The sequence below is a fragment of the Brevundimonas aurantiaca genome (assembly GCF_904830995.1).
GTDB classification, from domain to species: domain Bacteria; phylum Pseudomonadota; class Alphaproteobacteria; order Caulobacterales; family Caulobacteraceae; genus Brevundimonas; species Brevundimonas aurantiaca.
The window spans coordinates 1,887,816-1,905,762 of record NZ_CAJGVD010000001.1 but is presented as its reverse complement, the minus strand read 5'-3'; the positions used below and the strand labels follow the sequence as shown (position 1 = coordinate 1,905,762).

The following is a 17,947-nucleotide window of genomic DNA, read 5'->3' as shown; positions in this document are numbered from 1 at the left end:
CGCCGTCACGGCTCATGCCCCCTGTCGTCGCCCTTCCCAACGACGAACCCAGGCCTCCAGAGACACCGCCGCAAGGATTTCCGACGCGCCTCCCTGCCAGCGAAGCGCATCTTCATCCAGCCGAGCTTCCATGACGGAGCGATCGATGACGTGCTCCGCCGCCAGCCGTCCCTCAAGAAGATAGCCCCTCAGGAAGGGGAGGTTCTCCGCCGCCTGCTGATTGAAATAGGCGGCGTAGTCGCCCTTGCCCTGACGGCTTGTGATCGAGGCCGGCACCCGGTCCGCAAAGGCGTCGCGCGCGAGCCCGCGCTCTCGTCCGTTGGGCACAAGATGGGGCACGGGCGTCCGCAGGCTCCATTCGATGAGCGGCTGAGCCATGAGGGGGTGGATCATGTCGATCGCCCCGGAGCGTCGGCAGGTCGAGTAATAGGCGAGACCGCTGGCGATCGCGGCGATCTGCATCCGCTTGCCGGGCGGCAGATCGTCGGCGGCGTCGCGCTGGCTCGCTCGCGCCGTCCGGATCAGCGACCAGGTCGAGCTCCGGGTCCATCGCGCCACGCCAGGCAGCTGGCCGGACGCCAGCGAGCGCAGCGGACGGCGCCACCACAGGTCCGCAAAGGCCAACGGCGTGTGCATCTGGAAAAACAGCGCGTCTCCGCCCTTGCCCGTCAGCAAGGTTTCGATGCCTGCTTCTCGGCAGGTCGCCGCGACGAGGAGGTCATTTCCAAGATCGCGACCGTTCTGGCTTGGCCAGGGATCCCCTGCCGTCGCCTCGAACAGTTCGGCCGAATAGGCGACCGGGCCACGCTTGCGGCAGGTGAGATCGACCCCCAGCCTCTCAGCCACCTCCTGCGCGTATTGTCGCTCGTCCGTTTCGGCGTGGGAGCCTCGGGTGTTCAGTGCAAAGGCGACGGGGCGCCCCAGCGCCTTGAGCGCTCCGCCGACGATCGCGGAGTCCAGACCACCGGAAATCTCGATGCCGATCGCCCGGCGTCCGGCCAGGGCGGATACGCAGAGATCGAGGGTCTGGCGAAGGTTCCGGCGTGCATCCGCCGCGCGGCGCGTCGGCGTTCGCGCGATGGTCTCCGGCGACCAGAGCGGCAAGGACGGGCCGTCGATTTCGGCGAGACAGCCGGGTTCGACGGTCGTGATGCCGGTAAGCGGAGGCGGACCTCCGAGGTCGAACGGGCGTTCCGCCAGCGCGCGAACGCGATCCCAGTCGAACCCGGCCTCCGGTGGCGCGGCGGCGATGACGGCGTCGGAGACCTCAGAGGTCAGGACCTGGACGCTGCGAGCCCGCCATCCATGAACGGCGAGGCTTCCGGAAGGGTCTCTGAACACCCGCGTAATGGCGCCGCTCGGTTCACGGAAGAGGATGACATAGCGGCCCCAGCGGTTGCGGCTGTACCAGGCGGCGAAGGCCTCGTCGGTCTCGCCGTCCGCCCCGCCCGAGACCGCGTCCGGGTGGGTGAAGACCTCGCCGATGATCAAGGTCCCCGTGCGGGGGCTGTAAGCCCTGGGCGGGTTGGGGCCACGCACGCCGACCCAGCACGCCCCCCGCATCTCGAACTCGGTCCAGCCGTCCTCGAGCGCCGCCGATTTCAGGGTTCTGGCGGCGCGAACCGCTTCGGGGTCGTCTGGAGTCCAGCTGAAGGTCAGAAAGCCCCGCATCAGACCGCCATGATCGGGGTGTACCGCGACACCCGCTCCGGATCGTCATCCAGTACGGCGTCTCCCAACTGCAGCCAGCAGTGGGCGCTGAAAGGCCAGGTACGGACGCCGAACACCCAGACGGCGTCGGCGCCTGCGCACCGGAGCATGAACAGAAGCAGGAAGGCTCTGTGAAGGCAGGCTCCCTGACCGGGCACCCAAGGCATCAGGCGGGCGAAGGCGGCGGTCACCGCCGCCACCCTCGTGGTATCGACACGCCCGACTGGTCTGCGAGGCAGCGCATTGATCAGGGCCTGGATGGGCGGGTTGGGCCCCAGACGTCGCGCCCTGCTGGCGGCGACGAACAGGTGCGCCGCCGCCGGAATCGACGACAGCCCTGATCTGGTTCTGAACGGGCGGACGGGAGGCGGTGGCGGCGTGATGCCGGGACGACGTGATGCGCCGTCGACGAGGCCGGCCTCGGTCAGGAGCCCCAGCAGCCCGAGATCGGCCTCGACGTTCGGGCCGATGACGCGAAGTGCAGGCGCCGCGTGAGGCAAGCAGGCGTAGGTGTCCGAGCGCAGGTCGAGGATGATGAGGTCGGCTTCGACCGGTGCGATGTGAACCCCAACGGTGAGCGGGCGGCTTTCGACGGGCAGGGTCGCGGATGAAGCGATTTCATGCGGCGCGTGATCGGTCACCGGCGCCTCGGACCAGTAGCGCCATTGCACTTCGGGCGCACGCTGGACGGCGGTCGCGACGAGCTGCCTGTTGAGGAGACTGAGGAGGTCTGGGACAAGGCTTGTTGATCGGCTGAAGCAGGGCGAAGAGGGAGCGGCGACCGGCTTCGGCCGCCGCTCATGAAGACGTTCAGGCGAGGGGACGCCACACGCCGAAGTCGTTCTCCGGCAGGGTGCCCATGTCGGTTCCGCGGGTCAGGACGCCGGCGGCGCCGAAGGACAGCAGGCGAAGCTTCAGTTGGGTCATCGTAGTCTCCTGGGGGATGCGCCGAGGCGCGTTTGCGGGGAGTCGCCAGGGACCCGACCTCCGGCGTCGTGCAGGCACGACCGGCGACATGCCGAAAGCCGAGATGGAGGCGGACGCGACGGATCGCGTCCGCCGTGGCGTTCAGGCTTGCGCCGGGTAAACGCCGACGTCGTTCTCGGGGATGGTCCCCTTTTCAGCGCCGCGCGTCAGGATCGACGCCGGGCCGAAGGCGATCAGCCGGATCTTCGAACGGGTGGTCATGGTCAGTCTCCCTACTCGAGGTCGCGGAATTGCGACGCTTCATGAGGGGCGCGACGGCTCCAACCGGCAATCTATATCTGTCGTGTATTTCAACTGCTGCGGCTCAGTCCTCATCTTCCGGCGGCTTTCCCGCCAGCCGGTCGCGGCCAGCATCCAGCCAGGACTCGGTCTCCTCGCTCTTGGCCCGGTTTTCCTCTTCCAGCTTACGGAAGGTCTCGGTGAAGGCCTCGATCAGGGCGCGGGGATCGAGGGTCAGCAGCCGGTCTCCCATCGTCCTGACGAACTCGCCCAGGGCGATCAGGAAGATCAGCATCAGCTTGCTGTCGGCGGTCTGACGCGCGAACTCGGTCGCCCCGGGCGGCGGCCCAAGCAGGAGCGCCCACGGGTCGCAGTTCGTGGCGACGGCGACCGGGTGGACGTAGTCGAGGTTCCCCCGCCCCGTGCCCGCCTCGAAATACTCATAGGTCCGTAGCGGCAGGTTCATGGCGGTCGCCACCTGCTGCGCCGTCATGTTCCGGGCACGGCGGACCGCCCGCGCCGCCAGACCGATCAGCCGTGCATCACTCAACTTTTCTGGTGGATCGGGAGGCATCGGCAATTCGACCTTTCACCACCAAAGGTGCTGTGTTCGTTGTGTCGGATCAATGCAGGCGTGTGCGACTTTTTTGGATGATTTCGAAGCGAGCGGGCCATCCCGCAAGAAAACGGCGGGCGATTTGCAATCCCGTGGCGGGCTTCCCGACGAAGATTTTCGCAGACGAACTCGCCTGTATGGGGAACGATGCGTGGGCGGACGATCGGGAGCCGGCGGGGGCTTCGAAAAGACCGGAATCTGAACATGGCGCGTAACCGCGACCCGTTCACCCAGGCGTTGTCGTCGTTGCGTGAGCGTATCCATTCGGGAACCTTGGCCGGCGGCTCGCCGGTCATCGTCCAGGACGAGGCCCAGAGATTGCGCCTGTCGACGACGCCGATCCGCGAGGCCCTGGCCCGACTGAGCGGAGAAGGCTTGGTGGAACGGGCCTCGTCCGGCGGCTATGTCACCCTGCGGCTGGACGCCACCGCAGCCCGTGACCGTTGGGCGATGCATGGCCACTACGTCCGCATCGCCGTCGAGGTGAACCTGCGCGCCCTCGGAGCCGTGCGCCCGCCGGCACCCGCTTACGAACACGGTCGTCCCATAGCGGCCGTCAACCGGTTGTTCGCGACCATCGTCTGCAGCGCCGGCAATCAGGTCCTGTGGGACGGATTTCAGAAGGTGAGTGGGCAGCTCGATCTGGTGCGCCGCCATGAGGCGACCCTGTTTGACGATCTCTGTGACGAGGCGAGGGGGCTCTACACCGCCTACAACGAGGAGGTCGCGCCCGCCTTCGCTGCTTCTGTCGGGCGCTACCATGACCGGCGCATCGGGGCGGCTGGTGCACTGGCCGCTCTGGTCTTCGCCGGCGTCCGGCCCCGGGAAGAGGTGGCGCGAAGTGGGACGGAGTGAGGGGATCAGGCGGCCTCGATCACCAGGATCGTTGCCCGTGAGCAGCGGCGCTCGTGATAGGATTCCAGCAGACCCAGGAGCGCCGGGATCCGCCCGTCGACGATCACCTCCATCATGGTCCTTACGGTCGCGCCGTCAGTGTCTTCATGGGCTCGCTCGGCCTTGAGAACGGCCTTGAGCCGATCGACGACACGTTGATGGGCCAGCACGAGCGCGGCGTTGGTCGACTGGTTGATGATCGCGTCGAACAGGGCCTGAACGCCGTCGAGCGGATCGACGGCAACGGCCGCCTTGCGCAAAGGTGTGAGCCCGCGGGGGTAGAGGGTCAACGCGGCGTGGAGATAGGCGAGCTGAAGTTCGAACAGGTCGATGATCTCGGCCGGGGTCAGCGACGGGTAGAAGTAGCCGCGTCCGCGTCTGCGTTCGATGAGCCCTTGTCCCGCGAGACATGCCAGGGCTTCCCGGACCGGGGTGGCGCTCAGTCCCACCTCCGCCGCCAGTTCCGTCACCACGATCGGCTCGCCCGGGACAAACCGGCCCGCCTCGGCGAACCGCTTTAGAGCACCCAGAGCCGCTCCATAGGGGTCTCGTGGTTCGGAAGTCTGCATGACGCCCTCGACTGAACAATGGGCGGACCGGGAAACGGGGGGGAGCCGATCCGATTACACAAATTAGTGCAGATATATTTGATGCAATGCAAGGTTATATTTTGACCGCCAATAGATTGCGCTTAACCCGCAATTTTTTTGCGGACGATCAACGAACTTGTTGCGTATTGGGAGCTTCGGAGGGCGTCGTTCTACTCCGGTCCTGTGATAGTCTGTCCAGAGACAGCAACTTGGGGGCGAAGTCGGTCCTGTTCCGCGATATCTGGCGTTCGCGCGGTCGGCCCAATGCCGACCCCCGCCCATTCAAGAGGACCGCGCCCGCATGACCCAGTGTTTCGAGACGCAGATCCAGTTCACATGCCCGGACTGCCAGGCCCTGGCGGTCACGAGCGCGGAGGTGCCTGAGCCGGACTGGAGCGCAGCCGAAAGCATGTCGGACCTGAATTCCGAAGGCGAGACCGAGGTAGAGTGCCCGCACTGCGAAGCCGTCTTCGAGGCCTATGTGGTGAACAACGCGGGCAGTTGCGCAGTCACACTCAACAACCATCCTGGAACAGCGGTCTCTGCGGATGTCGCCTTCTACTCGCCCGAGGAGGACTGGTCGGACTACACGCTTCCGGAAAACCCGCTCTCGATCTGGGTGGAGTCGTTCGAGCAGGCGCAGGCCTATCTCGAAGCCCACGGCTCGGACGATGGCGGCGCGCTGATCAACCGGATGGTCTTCTCCCAGCACGTCGCAGCACTTGAAGCCTTCCTCGGCGACACCCTTCTCAAGGAGGTGCTCGCCGATGAGAAGCGTCTGGGACGGCTCCTCGCCGGCGACAAGGAACTCGCCAAGGAGCGGTTCACCCTAGCGGAGATTCAGGAGAATCCCGGCCTGATCCGCGACAGGGTGGGCGCCTATCTGGCCGACATTCGCTATCACAACCTCGCCAAGGTCGACACGCTGTACCGTATCGCCCTGGAGGTCGAACTCCTCAAGGAGACGGCTCAGAGGGAGAAGCTGTTCGTCGCGATCCAGCATCGCCACGACTGCGTCCATCGAAACGGCCGCGACAAGAACAACGAGAAGCTGACGGTCTTCACCAAGGCCTATGTGACTGAAACGGCCGAACTCTTCCGAGCCGTTGTCGAGAAGGTCGATCTGGCGCTGTCGCCCTTCTGAGCGGCGCGGGTTTGGCGGTAGGGATCGAACCGGGCAGGTCCATTCGGCGCCCCTGAGGCGCGAGCCAACCAGAGCGGTTCGCTTGCGTCAGGTTCGGTCGCGGACGCCCTCCAAGGCGAACGAAGTCGCCTTGACTTGCCCTGCAGCCGCTGGTCTGGAGAGGGAAGGGCGACACCTCGAAGACGGGCCGACACGACTATGACGCTCGATATCCGGGGCAGCATCAAGAATACGAAGCTCAGTAAGAACCCCTATGTTGTGTTCGAGGAACTGATCTCGAATGCCATCGACTCCTACCTGATCCGAAAGGATGCCGAGCCTTCGGCGCCGGCGCTCGATGTCCGTGTGGACGTGGTGTTCAGGACGAGCGATCTGTTCGGTGAGCTCGAGGTGATGTCAGTACGCTGCCGCGACAACGGTTGCGGGCTCGGCGACGATCAGCTGAAGGCGTTCCTCACCAAGGACACATCATACAAGGACGACCTGCATATCGCCGGGATCGGCAAGTGCAAGGGCGCGGGGCGCATTCAGTATTTCCACTACTTCGGTTCGCTTTCGATCGAGAGCACGTTCAGGCGGGGCGGGGAGGCGATCCATCGACGCATGGATTACGCCGAGCCGACCAAGCAGATCGATTTCGAGGACTTCTCGGAAACGCCCGGCGCGGAAAAGGATATCGGCACGGCGCTGTCGCTCGGCGCCTTCAAGGAGACGGCGCGGCCGCGCTTCGCGGGGGCGGCCCCCAGCACGCTCTTCTCCGCTGCAGCGCTGAAGCGTCAGATGCTCATGGCCTTCCTCCAGCGTCTCGTCGGGCTGGATGAACGCCTGGGGGATTTCGGCATCGCCTTTGTGACCCGCCATGGCGACGGCGACGCCAACACAGAAGTGCTGAAGCGGGCCGATCTTCCGAAAGTGACCGCGACGCGGTCGGTAGAGGTCGAGGAGCGGAATCCGTCGACGGGCGAGGGGACCGGGGTCCATCAGACCTTCCGGCTCTCGCATTATCAGCTGGACGCCGCCGAGTTCGGCCTGCCCAGGAATGCGATCGCCTTCTGCGCCAAATCCTCTCCGGTGCAAGACATCACCGGCTACTACCTCCGTACGAAGACCGAGCAGAACAACCCCGTCGGCGGCTTTCACCACATCGTCCTCGTGGAGAGCGACTTCCTCGACCAACGGGTAAACGAACAGCGCGACGGCTTCGACGACATTCCCGCCGAAATCCCGACGGCGGACCTCTTCGCCTCGGATCCCCTCTCTTACGCCGACATCCATGCCGCCATCGATCCGGTGATCGAGGAGATGGTCGTTCCGGCGGATTGGACGAAGGAGGTCGTGATCAAGGAACTCACCGATCAGTTTGGTGTGAGCGAAGCCATGTTGGCCGACACCTCGACGCGCATCGTCTACGGCGAGCCGGCGCAGTCGGTGGTCGAGCGCGTGCTCAAGAAGTACCAGGAGCGGGTCATTGAGGAGACGGCGGAAATCTTCGACCTGAAGGAGGAGATCATCCGCGCCGAACCGGATTCCGAGGAGTTCCGCGCGAAAATCAACCAGCTGGCCTGGAAGTACACCTCGTCGCTCAAGAATTTCGACATGGCGAACCTGTCCCAGCTCGTCGTTCGCCGCGCCGCCATCGTGGAAATTCTCGCCCTGGCCTGCGGCAAGAACCTCGCCATGCAGTCGTTGGCGGATGGTGTCCGCCGCAAGGACGAACGGATCATTCACAGCATTTTCTTCCCGATGCGGCGGGACAGCACCGACGTCACCGATCACGACATCTGGCTGCTGAGCGAGGATTACCAGTACTACGACTACATCGCGTCGGATGTTCCGCTGGCCAGTATCGTCTGGGAGGGGGACGAGACCGTCTTCGAGGACGATATCGATCGCGAGTTCGCCAAGCTGTTGGTCGAGCGTTCCAATGACCATGCCGCGAAACGCCCCGATATCGCGCTCTTCAGCAAGGAGGGGTCGGCGATCATTGTCGAGTTCAAGGCGCCTGGCGTGTCGATGGACGATCACACCGGCGACCTGCGGGAGTACGCCCATCTCCTTGCGGCCAAGTCCGGCGGCAAGCTCAACCGTTTCTACTGCTATCTGATCGGCGACACGCTCAACCCGCTGCGGCTCGGCGAGACCTGGACCCAGTTTCCGACCGGCACGGGCTGGTTTTCCTCAGGTGAGCTCCGCGACCCGGTGGCCAGGCGACAACTGGGCGAGACCTATTCCGAAATCCTCTTCTACGACGACGTCGTCGCCAGGGCGAAAAAGCGCATCAGGGTCTATCAGGACAAGCTGCAGCTCTCGCTCAAGACTTGAACCCTTGGTGGAGCCGTGACCGATCCGGTCTCGACGCACGAGGTGGAAGGCGACGGCCTGACCGCTCGGATCGAGGCCCAAAGTAGAAGGGCCGCCTCGCGGCGGCCCTTGGAAGTCTGTTTAGACTCATTCCACGCCAGCCTTGCGGCTGGTAACGAACCCACGGAACGACGTGGCTGGAGTGCCGTGAATATGAGGTTTGTTTCCCGGTTCGTCAATGCGCCGGGCTGGAGCGGGGGCGTCGGCGCGTGACCAAGTCTATCACAGAATCCCTGAACGCCCTCATCGACGCCCTGCCGCAGCGACCCGACCAAGCCGTAATCGACCGTCTCCGAACGGACCTGTCGGTCGTCAGCTCGCAGCTTTTGAGCGGCGCCATCCAGGAGATCGCGGCGACCGCGAAAAAGAAGCTGCCGGAAGAACCGGCTGAGGGCGATATCCGCGACGCGATCTACCGAATCTACAATCGCAAGGTCGCTGAGCACGCTCAGATGTTCCCGATGTTCCACACGGTCGAGACCGCCCTGCGCGCGAGCCTCGCCGTCGAGCTGGAGACCCACTACGGCATCCAAGGTTGGTGGAACCCTGTACTCAAAGGGCTGATGTCGAGCGCGTGGGATCCCCGGTCGGTGACGCGCATCGGCAACGTCGACGTCAACCGCGAGATTCCCTACCGAATGGGGCGAATCCTGCAGTCCCTGATCGACAAGAAGGTCGCGGTCACCAGCTTTCGCACCGGGAACGAGCTCCTGACAGCCTGCGACTTCGGACACCTCGTCTTCCTGATTGAGGACCACTGGTCGCTCTTCGCGCCCAAGTTCGTCTTCAAGGGGCAAATGGTTCCGAAGCAACTCGCGGTGACTTGGCTCGACCGCATCCGGGATGCGCGAAACGCCGTCTATCACCACCAGTCATTTGAAGGCGCGCCAGGGGCCTATGACGCGGGCGATTTCGTAACGCAATGCCTCGGTGTGAAACTCGCCAAGGTGCATCCGCTGATCGCCGGCGCGCCCTGCAAGCCGCCGCCCTACTTCCCTAAGCTGGTCGCGCCTCGACAGGCGGCGCCCTAACCGGCGCAGATCGAGACAACCACGGGTGACGCCCTATGAATATATGTCTTTTCGGCGGAGCGAATCTGACCGCTGCGCCGAAGAAGCCGGGGCACATCCTCCTGACTGCGCTCGGCGGGAGGATGACGGCATGCGCGATCAGCATATCTTGACGTCGAGTAGGGGGTCATCATGCGCGGATGGGATCGTGCGGATCAGACTTAGGGCGCCCAATTCGCAGAACGGACTTTTGGCGCAGGCTGCTGAGCGGAACTCCATGGCAATCGCCATCAGATCGTTCGTAGCGGCGGGCTAGAAACAAGCGTGCTCCGCTCAACATCTTCCCCGCGATCGCTGCCGAGCCATTGGCGTCTCTTGGCTCCAGATCTGAGGATCGCCGGACGTTCCCCGTCGTCCGAGCGCCCGCGCGAAAGGCCCTCTATCGAAATCCCACAGCCGTGCTGGGTCGAAACCGGCGCTCAACGCAAGACATGAGGTGTCGGTGTTCGTCCGGCGCCGAGGGCGGATGGCCCCCGGACTGCCCCGTCGGTCAATCTCGCAACGCATTCAGCAGCACCAGCAGGGAACTCGCGGTCATGGCGATTGCGGCCCCCAAGGGAGAAAGCAGGCCCAAAGCCGCCAGGGGCAGGACGATGATGTTGTAGGCGAGGGCGAGGACGACATTCTGGCGGATTTTGCGGCGTGTCTCGGCGGCCAGGCTTAGCGCCACGTCGACCTGTTCAAGACCCCCTTCGAGGATGACGATCGCCGCCGTGGCCGCGGCGGCCGGATGCGCCCGGGCCACCGAGACCCCGCAGGCGGCGGCGGTCAGGGCGGGGGCGTCGTTCACGCCGTCGCCGACGAAGAGCACAGGTCCTCTCGTGTTCCTGATCCTGTCGGCCTTGTCGGCGGGGGTGCAGCCCCAGTGGACCGCAGCGGCGTCCAGGCCGATCCGCTGCGCGACCGCCAGGGCCGGCCCGTCGGCGTCGCCGGTGGCCATGGCGACCCGCAATCCTCGCCGTTTGAGCTGCGCCACACCGTCGGCGGCGCTGGGGTCCAGCGCATCGGCGAGCAGAAGGTCGCCGACCGCGAGACCATCCACGGTGACCCGAAGACGGGTTTCTCCCTGCAAACTAGCGACGCCGCCGACATGGACGTGGGTTCCGTCCGCCAGCGTCGTCTCGGCGCCGCGATCCAGGCGTTGACCGCCGACGACGACCGCGTCGCCGATCGACGCGGCGGCGACGACGGCCTGCGCAAGGGGATGGGCGATGCCGGTCTCCGCACGCGCCGCCAGGTCCAGCACCTGCGCCACAGACCAGCCGGGGCAGGGGTCGACGGCGACCACCTCGAGGCGGCCCAGGGTCAGGGTCCCGGTCTTGTCCAGAAAGGCGGTGCGCAGCCCGGCCATGCGATCGACGACGCCGGGATCGGAAAACCGCAGACCGTGCCCGGCGGCCTTGGCCGAGAGCCGCGCCTGCGCCAGGGGCGCGGCCAGGGCCAGGGCGCAGGGGCAGGCCGCCAGGAGCACGACCAGGCCGCGCATCACCGCCTCGCCCCCGTCGGCCATAACCGCCAGCGTCGCTGCCGTCACCAGGACGGCCGCCAGGATCAGGCCCTGGGTCAGCGTGCCGGCCAGGCGCGCGATCCGGTCCTCGTCACCGCCGCGCGTCGCCAGTTCTAGGGCCACCCGTCCCCCCATCCGATCCACGTCGCGATCTCCGGCTTCGCGATCAACCGAGACTTCGATCATCCGGTCGAGATTGACGGCCCCCGCGCTGATGCGGTCTCCCGGAGTGATGGCGCGCGGCGCGGATTCGCCGTTCAGCACGGCCGAGTTCAGGCGGCTCTTACCGGTCAAGATCAGGCCATCGACGGTCGCTACGGCGCCGGCAGGGATCCGCACGAGATCGCCAAGACGGAGGCTGGCGCTGGGCGCCGCCTGCCAGCCGTCCGCCTCCCGCCAGACCAGGGCCGTGTCGTCGAACAAACGGCCCATCGCCACCACGCCCTGGGCGGCCCTGCGGCGGATATGGGTCTCGATCAGACGTCCGGTCAGCAGCAGGGTGATCAGCATGACCGCCGTGTCGAAGTAGACGTGGCGATCGCCGGCCCCTAGATGAACGAGCGAGGCCGCCACGGCGCCCAGAACGCCGAGCGTGACCAGGAGGTCGAGCCCGGGCGCGCGGAGACGCAGGGATCGGATCGCCATGCGGCCGATGTCCCAACCGCCATAGAGAAGCACCGGCGAGGCCAGCAGACCGCTGGCGATAGCCAGCCTCCAGCCGAGGTTCGCGCCGAGGCTCGGAGTCACATAGATCACGATCGCTGCGACCATCGCCCACATGCCGAAGGCCACCGACACGGCGAGCCTGAGCGTCAACTGGCGGATTTGACCGTCGAACCGGTCCACCGCATCCTGAGGGTCGGCGCGCTCGATCAGGCGATAGCCGGCCTGACGGACGACGGCGCGAAGATGAGCGGTATCGCAGCGCTGTGTGTCCCATCGCACCAGGGCCGAGGCGGAAAGGTGGTGGACCCGGGCCAGGAGGACGCCGTCGGTTTCGCCAAGCCGACGCTCTAGACCGCGCGCGCACCCGCCGCAGAAGAGGCCGTCCACGGCGAACAGCTGCTGGCGGGGGTCTGCGCTCAAGGCCGGGCGCGAGCGGCCGGTTCAGGCGTGCCCACCCCGATCAGACGGCCCTGGTAGGTGCGCCCGTAAAACGTCTCCTCGCCGCTGTGGTTCTTTTGGGCCGTCTCCTGCACTGTCCCGGTCTGGCGGGGATCCTTGGGGCGCTCGTGGCTGTTGATGAAGGCGGCGACGTCCCAGGCCTGCTGGTCTGTGAGACGATCGCTCTGGCCGAGCGGCATATTGGCCTTGATGAAGCCGGCGGCGGTGTTCACCCGCGCCATGCCGGCGCCCCAGTTATAGGACCGCGGGCCCCAGAGCGCCGGGAAGACCGGCCGTCCATTCAGGTCGTACTGCCCCTGGCCGTCCGCACCATGGCAGGTCGCGCAGTTGGCGGCGTAGACCCGGCTCCCGCGCGCCGGGTCGTAACCCGCCGCGGTCTTTTCAAGCTCCGGATAGCCGGCGCCCTCCAAGTCTTGGCCCGTCGGGGCTCCGGTGGCGAGCCAGTGCATATAGATTTGCAGGTCCTTGTAGACGTCGTGACCGGCCGGCGGCGGGCCGCCGGTCGGCGAATGCTGGGCGTTCATCGAATAGGTGAAACAGCCCTTCACCCGATCTTCCATGGTGTTGATCTGCTTATTCTTGGAACGGTATTTGGGATAGACGGTCCAGGCGGCCCACATGGGCGCCGAGTTGGCCCGTCGACCGCCGTCGAGGTGGCAGTTCGAGCACGAAAGATTGTTGCCGACAAAATCCGAGGCATTGGCCGAGGTGTTCATGAAGATCGCCTGGCCGCGCCGGATCGCATCGCCTTCCGGCCCGTCGGGGATGGCGCTGTCCGGCGGCGGCTGGAACAGGGCTGCGTGGACGTTCCTGTCGCCGTCGGCCTCGCCAGCCTTGCGATCCCGCAGCCAGCCCGCGTCAAAGGCGTAGGCGGCGATGGCGAACAGGGCGAAGCCGCCGCCGACGGCATAGATCACGTCACGGGCGAACCGGCCCTTGGCGGGCCGATCCTGCGGTGCGGGAGGCGGAGCGTCGTCATCCATGGTCATCGCCTTTCATCATCGGAAGCGGCCGGCACCGGCGGAAGGGTCGCCAGATAGTCGGCGATCGCGCGTCGGTCCGCGTCGGACAGATTGCGTGCGACCTCGTTCATCAGCTGGACGTCAGAGTTGTCGCGCTGCCCCCCGACCCAAGCGGCCAGCTGCGAGGCCGTATAGGCGGGATGCTGGGCCGCCAGGGAGGGGAAGTTCGGCGCCACGCCGAAGCCCGAGGGGCCATGGCAACTGAAACAGGCGGGAAGGTTCTTGGACCAGTCGCCATACAGCGCCAGCTGCTCGCCACGCTTCAGTCCGCCGCCAAGCTCCGGCCGCGCTGTGGAGGGCGTGCGCAGGGCCGAATAGTATCGCGCGAGGCCGCGTCGGTCGGCGTCGCTCAGGGCGCCGGCGACGGTCTGCATGGTCTCATTGCGACGGCGGCCCGAGACATAGTCCTGCAGCTGTTTGACGATGTAACCCTCGGGCAGACCTGCCAGTCGGGGCACGTTGGCGCCGCCCTCGCCGGCGGCGCCGTGACAGGAGGCGCAGGCCCAGGCTTCGCCTCGGCCCTCTGTGACCAGACGCATCACGCCAGGATCGTCGAAACTGAAGATCCGGACAGGTCCGACCGGAGGTTGAGGCGCCAATCCGGGATCGACGACCCGAGCCAGCTCCTCGCCTCCGCGCCAGGCCCCGCGGCCGGGGAAGCGGTCGCGCTGCGCCGTCACGAAGGCGGGCGTGATCTCTTGGTCATCGCCGCCCCAGGTCTGGCGGACATGGGTGGCGACCCGCGCCAATTGGGCGTCGGACAGCACGCTTGCGAAGCTCGGCATATGGCCGTCGAAGACCTTGCCGCCGACATCGATCGGGCCGTCGATCCCATGCAGCAGGATCTGCACGATGACGGCCGGATCGGCGGCGACGAACCGGGATCCCGCCAGCGGCGGGATGGCGCTGCGCACGCCCACGGCGTTGGGCTGATGGCAGGTCGAACACCGCGCCTCGAAGACCTGAGCGCCGCTGTTCAAGGCGAGGGCGGGGATGTCCTCGATCTGCTCGGCGCGTTCTTCTCGCCCGACGCTGACCGCCTGGGCGTTGTCCCACAAGGTGACCGCGCCCCAGATCGCCAGGGCGATGGCGATCCAGTAGACCGGCAGCGGAATGCGCCGGAATTCCTCGTAGGGTTCGAAGGCCTCGTCCGGTTCGCGGGGCCGAGGGGCGTCAGGCGGCCTTTTGCGGATCATTTCGGCTCGCCCTTTTCGCTGTATCCGTCGTCGCGGACGGCCGTGGGCGGGGCAGGGAAGGTCCGGTCCAGGCTGCGCAGATAGGCCACGAGGTCGCGCGCCTGCGGTCTGGCCACGACGACCTTGCCCTTGGGCGCATAGCGTTCCGGCAGCGCAACGACAACGTCGCCCGGCGCCGCCTTGTCCTTGACCTCGAACAGATAAGGATAGGCCGGCATGATGCTCCAGTCGTAGATCGCGCGCGGCTGATAGAGGTGGGTCATGTGCCAGGCTTCGCTCGGCAGTCGCGCGCCCACATTCTGGAGATCCGGCCCGGTGCGCATGGTGCCCAGTTGATGGGGCTGGTCGTAGAAATAGTCGGAGGCCACCGCGGCCCGGCCCCAGCCGCGTTCGCTGTCCGGCGCCTGGTCCAGGGCGCGGGGCTGCTGGCTGTGACAATAGACGCAGCCTTCGGAGACATAGGCCGCCCGTCCCCGAAGCTCCGCCTCCGTGTAGGGCAGCAGACCCGGCGTGGGCGCTTGCTCGCGGATCTGGATGCCGGGAAGGATGACCAGCATCAGGGTGGCGAAGGCCAGGATGGCGAGGGCGAGGACGCCCAGAGGAATGACGCGGTTCATGCTGTGGTCGCCGGAACGGTGTCGGTGGGGACGGCCCCGGCCTGGGGCGCGCGGCCCTTGGCCAGCAGGGCTATGAAATGGCCCGCGAAGATGAGGTGACCCAGGGTCATCAGCCCGCCGCCGACAGACCGGGCCTCAAGATAGGGCGCCAGGACGGTGACGCTGTCGGCGAAGGGGCGCGTCGCGTCCAGCATGGCCAGACCCTGCAGCACGCCGCCGATGGTCAGGGCGAAGAAGTAGATGGCGAAGCCGATGACCACGAGCCAGAAATGGGCCTTGATCAGGGCCGGTTCGGGCCACTGCCGTCCCGTCAGTCGCGGGCCCATGTGGTAGACCGCGCCGAACAGTATGAAGGACACAAAACCATAGGCGCCGAGATGGGCGTGCCCGACCGTGTATTGGGTGAAGTGGGTCACGGTATTGATCGTGCGCAAGGCTTCGATCGACCCCTGGAAGGACGCCAGGGTATACATGACCGCCCCCAGCGAGATGAACCGCAGAGGGACCGAGGCCTTGAAGGCCCACAGGTTGCGGGCGACCGTGACGTGCTGGTTGATGGCCACGGCGATCACCGGAACGAACATCATCACACTGTGGACGATCGACAGGGTCACCACCCAGGTCGGCACCGGACCGCCGATCAGATGGTGGATGCCGACCTGACTGTAGAACAAGGCGAGCGCCCAGAAGCCGAGCAGCGACAGGCTGTAGGAGTAGATGGGTTTGCCGATGATCTTGGGAATGAAATAATAGGCCGCGCCAACGCCCAGCGGGGTCAGCCAGAGCCCCAGGACATTGTGGGCGAACCACCAGTTGACCGTCGCCTCCTGCACGCCCGAATGGATGCCCGGCAGATTGGCGATGAAGAACAGAATGGGGAACCAGCACAGCGCCCCGAGATAGTACCAACCGGTCACATAGATGTGGTCCACGTTGCGCCGTAGTGCTGTGTGGAGAAGCGGCCAGACGAAGAAGGCCCCGGCCAGGGCCAACAGCCCATCGATCTGCCAGGGGATCTCCAGCCATTCCTCGCCATCCGTCCAGCCCGAGGCGATCGCCAGAGCGCCGCAGGCCACGGCGATGTTCCAGAGCACGGCCCCGATCACAGGCAGTCGGGGATGTCGCAGCTCCGTATGAAAGATGCGCGGGGCGATCCAGAGCGCCACGCCGATGCCGGTCATCGACAGCCAGCCATAGATCACGAGATTCAGATGAAGCGTGCGGACCCGGCCAAAGGTCAGCGGCGCGACGTCCGTCAGCCAGTCCGGCCAGTGCAGCTTCAGCGAGGCCATCAGGCCGAAAATGGAGCCGATGACCAGCCAGGTGATGCCGCTGCCGATCAGGATCATCACGGGGCGGCGCGAGACCGCATCGATGCCCTCGCGCTCGGTGTCATAGTGATGCGGCCCGACGGACTGGGTGTCCTCGCCGGCCATCGTCGCATCGTCGGGCGTGCCCGCCTCGCCGGGCGTGAAGACGGTGTAGGCCTGGCCCTGGTGTAGTTGGAGCTGCCGATTCGTCACCGCCCAGATCAGAAAGGCGAGGGCCAGCAAGGACACGAGGAAGCTGAGCGCCAGCAGGAGGCCGATGGTCAGCGACATGGGGCGAGGACTCTGTCAGAAGGCATAGGTCACGTCCACATAGCCGTAGGTGGTGTCGGCGGTCGCCGGCGCGTTCGGGGCATCGGTCAGGGCGCCGCCCTTGAAGAGCCGGGCGCCGCCGGTCTCCAGAGTGACGTCGGGGGTCAGCTTGTAGCGGACCCGCGCCTCGATCTGAGTTCCGCCAAAGCGGCCGCTGTCGCTCGACGGGTCGATGACCCCCGTCGCGCCCAGACTGTCGCGCGCGTCTTCCAACCACAGGCCCCGCACCGCGACGAAGCCGTCCAGCTTGCGGTCGGGCTTTACCTCGAGGCGAACGCCGGGCGACACGAGGTTGGCGCGCGAGACCGGGCCGTAGAGACCGGCGGGGCCGAACTCGAAGCGGCGTGCGCCGTACAGGGTGTCGAACCGGCCATAGTCGCCCCGTCCCCCATCGCCCGTGACATTGTCGAACTGGGCGGCGAGTCTCGGCGACCAGTCGTGGGCGAATGTACGTCCCGCCTCCAGATGAATGAAGCCCGCCCTGACATCCACATCCTGGGTGTCTGCGGGCGAGGCCGAGCGCCGGACCTGACCGACCTGGGCCGCCGCCTCGACCTCGACATCCCACGCCCCGGCCGCCGGCGAATGGCGCCAACGGACGCCGGGCGTCGCCAGCCGGCGGTTTCGGGTCTGCTGGTCCGCGTCATCGCTTTCGGTCAGGCCGTAGACATAGAGGTCGAGCGACCGCCGCTGGCCGAGGTCGCGAGTCCAAAACAGGCCGGCGAACTGCAGGTTGGAACTCTCTCGATCCCACGCGATCCGATTGTCCTCGATGGCGGCCCTGTCGTCCGGCAACCGCACCTGCGGCATGACCCAGAAGGCCGTCAGCGCGCCGTCGGCCAGGGGCGTGTCGAAACGGGCGCCGGTATAGGCGTTGGTGGTGTTGCGAAAATTCTGGCGAGAAACGAAACGCTTGGAACCCAGATCCATGGTGAAGCGGCCGAGTTTCAGTGTCCGCTCACGTCGCGCGCCGAGACGGATCTTGGCGTAGGCCTGAACCAACTCCAGCGCATTGACCTCGCCAACGCCGACCGACGACAGCGGACCTTGCCCGAACGCCCGCGAATCGAACACCTCGCCCGAACGTCACGTGACCCACATCCCGCTCGACGGCCAGCGTCAGCCGCGTCGTCAGGACGGCGTCGCTTGGCTCCGCCATCGGACAAAACTGGCCTGACAGCGTCTCTCCCCGCGCGCGCGCCGATCCGGAGACGCGCCAGCTATCCTGGGCGTCCGTGGGTTGCCCGGC

14 protein-coding genes are annotated in these 17,947 nt (G+C 66.3%); 4 read left to right on the top strand and 10 right to left on the bottom strand.

Annotated features, from left to right (window positions below; translation table 11 throughout):
• Positions 1 to 12: 12 nt before the first annotated feature.
• From JMT67_RS16260 to JMT67_RS09470, 3 genes are all read right to left on the bottom strand, one after another.
• The gene (locus JMT67_RS16260; protein ID WP_233455849.1) at positions 13 to 1,671 is read right to left on the bottom strand and encodes an asparagine synthase-related protein; all 1,659 of its coding nucleotides are present in this window, start codon (positions 1,669 to 1,671) and stop codon (positions 13 to 15) included.
• Positions 1,671 to 2,351 (bottom strand): lasso peptide biosynthesis B2 protein, encoded by a 681-nt coding sequence (locus JMT67_RS09475; protein WP_201463318.1) that lies wholly within the window; start codon positions 2,349 to 2,351, stop codon positions 1,671 to 1,673. Before JMT67_RS09475 ends, JMT67_RS16260 begins: the two co-directional genes overlap by 1 nt.
• Positions 2,352 to 3,001: 650 nt before the next feature.
• Entirely contained in the window at positions 3,002 to 3,466 is a 465-nt protein-coding gene (locus JMT67_RS09470) for a hypothetical protein (protein WP_201463317.1), read from the bottom strand.
• A 270-nt stretch (positions 3,467 to 3,736) separates the two neighbouring features.
• On the opposite strand from JMT67_RS09470, the gene JMT67_RS09465 reads away from it, so the two are divergent.
• The gene (locus tag JMT67_RS09465; RefSeq protein ID WP_201463316.1) at positions 3,737 to 4,387 is read left to right on the top strand and encodes a GntR family transcriptional regulator; all 651 of its coding nucleotides are present in this window, start codon (positions 3,737 to 3,739) and stop codon (positions 4,385 to 4,387) included.
• A gap of 5 nt (positions 4,388 to 4,392) precedes the next feature.
• Here the strand turns inward: JMT67_RS09465 and JMT67_RS09460 are convergent, their stop codons facing one another.
• Positions 4,393 to 4,995 carry a GntR family transcriptional regulator gene (locus JMT67_RS09460; protein ID WP_201463315.1) on the bottom strand — a complete coding sequence of 201 codons (603 nt, stop codon included), beginning with the start codon at positions 4,993 to 4,995 and terminating at the stop codon, positions 4,393 to 4,395.
• 322 nt (positions 4,996 to 5,317) lie between these two features.
• Between JMT67_RS09460 and JMT67_RS09455 the strand changes: the two genes are divergently transcribed.
• From JMT67_RS09455 to JMT67_RS09445, 3 genes are all read left to right on the top strand, one after another.
• Positions 5,318 to 6,160 (top strand): hypothetical protein, encoded by an 843-nt coding sequence (locus tag JMT67_RS09455; RefSeq protein ID WP_201463314.1) that lies wholly within the window; start codon positions 5,318 to 5,320, stop codon positions 6,158 to 6,160.
• A gap of 198 nt (positions 6,161 to 6,358) precedes the next feature.
• Positions 6,359 to 8,482: a hypothetical protein gene (locus JMT67_RS16255; protein ID WP_233455848.1), complete on the top strand. Its 2,124-nt coding sequence runs from the start codon at positions 6,359 to 6,361 to the stop codon at positions 8,480 to 8,482.
• A 248-nt stretch (positions 8,483 to 8,730) separates the two neighbouring features.
• Positions 8,731 to 9,552: a hypothetical protein gene (locus JMT67_RS09445; RefSeq protein ID WP_201463313.1), complete on the top strand. Its 822-nt coding sequence runs from the start codon at positions 8,731 to 8,733 to the stop codon at positions 9,550 to 9,552.
• A 529-nt stretch (positions 9,553 to 10,081) separates the two neighbouring features.
• Here JMT67_RS09445 and JMT67_RS09440 read toward each other — a convergent pair.
• The 6 genes from JMT67_RS09440 to JMT67_RS09415 are packed head-to-tail and all read right to left on the bottom strand — an operon-like array spanning position 10,082 to position 17,772.
• The gene (locus JMT67_RS09440) at positions 10,082 to 12,184 is read right to left on the bottom strand and encodes a heavy metal translocating P-type ATPase (RefSeq protein ID WP_035305696.1); all 2,103 of its coding nucleotides are present in this window, start codon (positions 12,182 to 12,184) and stop codon (positions 10,082 to 10,084) included.
• Positions 12,181 to 13,206: a c-type cytochrome gene (locus JMT67_RS09435; RefSeq protein ID WP_052004688.1), complete on the bottom strand. Its 1,026-nt coding sequence runs from the start codon at positions 13,204 to 13,206 to the stop codon at positions 12,181 to 12,183. Before JMT67_RS09435 ends, JMT67_RS09440 begins: the two co-directional genes overlap by 4 nt.
• A 2-nt stretch (positions 13,207 to 13,208) precedes the next feature.
• On the bottom strand, positions 13,209 to 14,441 hold the full coding sequence (locus tag JMT67_RS09430; RefSeq protein WP_052004686.1) for a c-type cytochrome: 1,233 nt from the start codon (positions 14,439 to 14,441) through the stop codon (positions 13,209 to 13,211).
• Positions 14,438 to 15,058, bottom strand: coding sequence for a cbb3-type cytochrome c oxidase subunit II (locus JMT67_RS09425; protein WP_035305693.1), 621 nt, complete (start codon positions 15,056 to 15,058; stop codon positions 14,438 to 14,440). The genes JMT67_RS09430 and JMT67_RS09425 overlap by 4 nt, the downstream gene beginning before the upstream one ends.
• Positions 15,055 to 16,659: a cbb3-type cytochrome c oxidase subunit I gene (locus JMT67_RS09420; protein ID WP_201463312.1), complete on the bottom strand. Its 1,605-nt coding sequence runs from the start codon at positions 16,657 to 16,659 to the stop codon at positions 15,055 to 15,057. Before JMT67_RS09420 ends, JMT67_RS09425 begins: the two co-directional genes overlap by 4 nt.
• Positions 16,660 to 16,674: 15 nt before the next feature.
• Positions 16,675 to 17,772 (bottom strand): alginate export family protein, encoded by a 1,098-nt coding sequence (locus JMT67_RS09415; protein WP_052004684.1) that lies wholly within the window; start codon positions 17,770 to 17,772, stop codon positions 16,675 to 16,677.
• Between the last annotated feature and the right edge of the window lie 175 nt (positions 17,773 to 17,947).

What these genes read in the sequence shown, in the direction of transcription:
- JMT67_RS16255 (WP_233455848.1), top strand. Translation starts at nt 6,359, where the DNA reads ATGACGCTCGATATCCGGGGCAGCATCAAGAATACGAAGCTCAGTAAG.
- JMT67_RS09425 (WP_035305693.1), bottom strand. Translation starts at nt 15,058, where the DNA reads ATGAACCGCGTCATTCCTCTGGGCGTCCTCGCCCTCGCCATCCTGGCC.
- JMT67_RS09420 (WP_201463312.1), bottom strand. Translation starts at nt 16,659, where the DNA reads ATGTCGCTGACCATCGGCCTCCTGCTGGCGCTCAGCTTCCTCGTGTCC.
- JMT67_RS09435 (WP_052004688.1), bottom strand. Translation starts at nt 13,206, where the DNA reads ATGGATGACGACGCTCCGCCTCCCGCACCGCAGGATCGGCCCGCCAAG.
- JMT67_RS16260 (WP_233455849.1), bottom strand. Translation starts at nt 1,671, where the DNA reads ATGCGGGGCTTTCTGACCTTCAGCTGGACTCCAGACGACCCCGAAGCG.
- JMT67_RS09460 (WP_201463315.1), bottom strand. Translation starts at nt 4,995, where the DNA reads ATGCAGACTTCCGAACCACGAGACCCCTATGGAGCGGCTCTGGGTGCT.
- JMT67_RS09430 (WP_052004686.1), bottom strand. Translation starts at nt 14,441, where the DNA reads ATGATCCGCAAAAGGCCGCCTGACGCCCCTCGGCCCCGCGAACCGGAC.
- JMT67_RS09465 (WP_201463316.1), top strand. Translation starts at nt 3,737, where the DNA reads ATGGCGCGTAACCGCGACCCGTTCACCCAGGCGTTGTCGTCGTTGCGT.
- JMT67_RS09455 (WP_201463314.1), top strand. Translation starts at nt 5,318, where the DNA reads ATGACCCAGTGTTTCGAGACGCAGATCCAGTTCACATGCCCGGACTGC.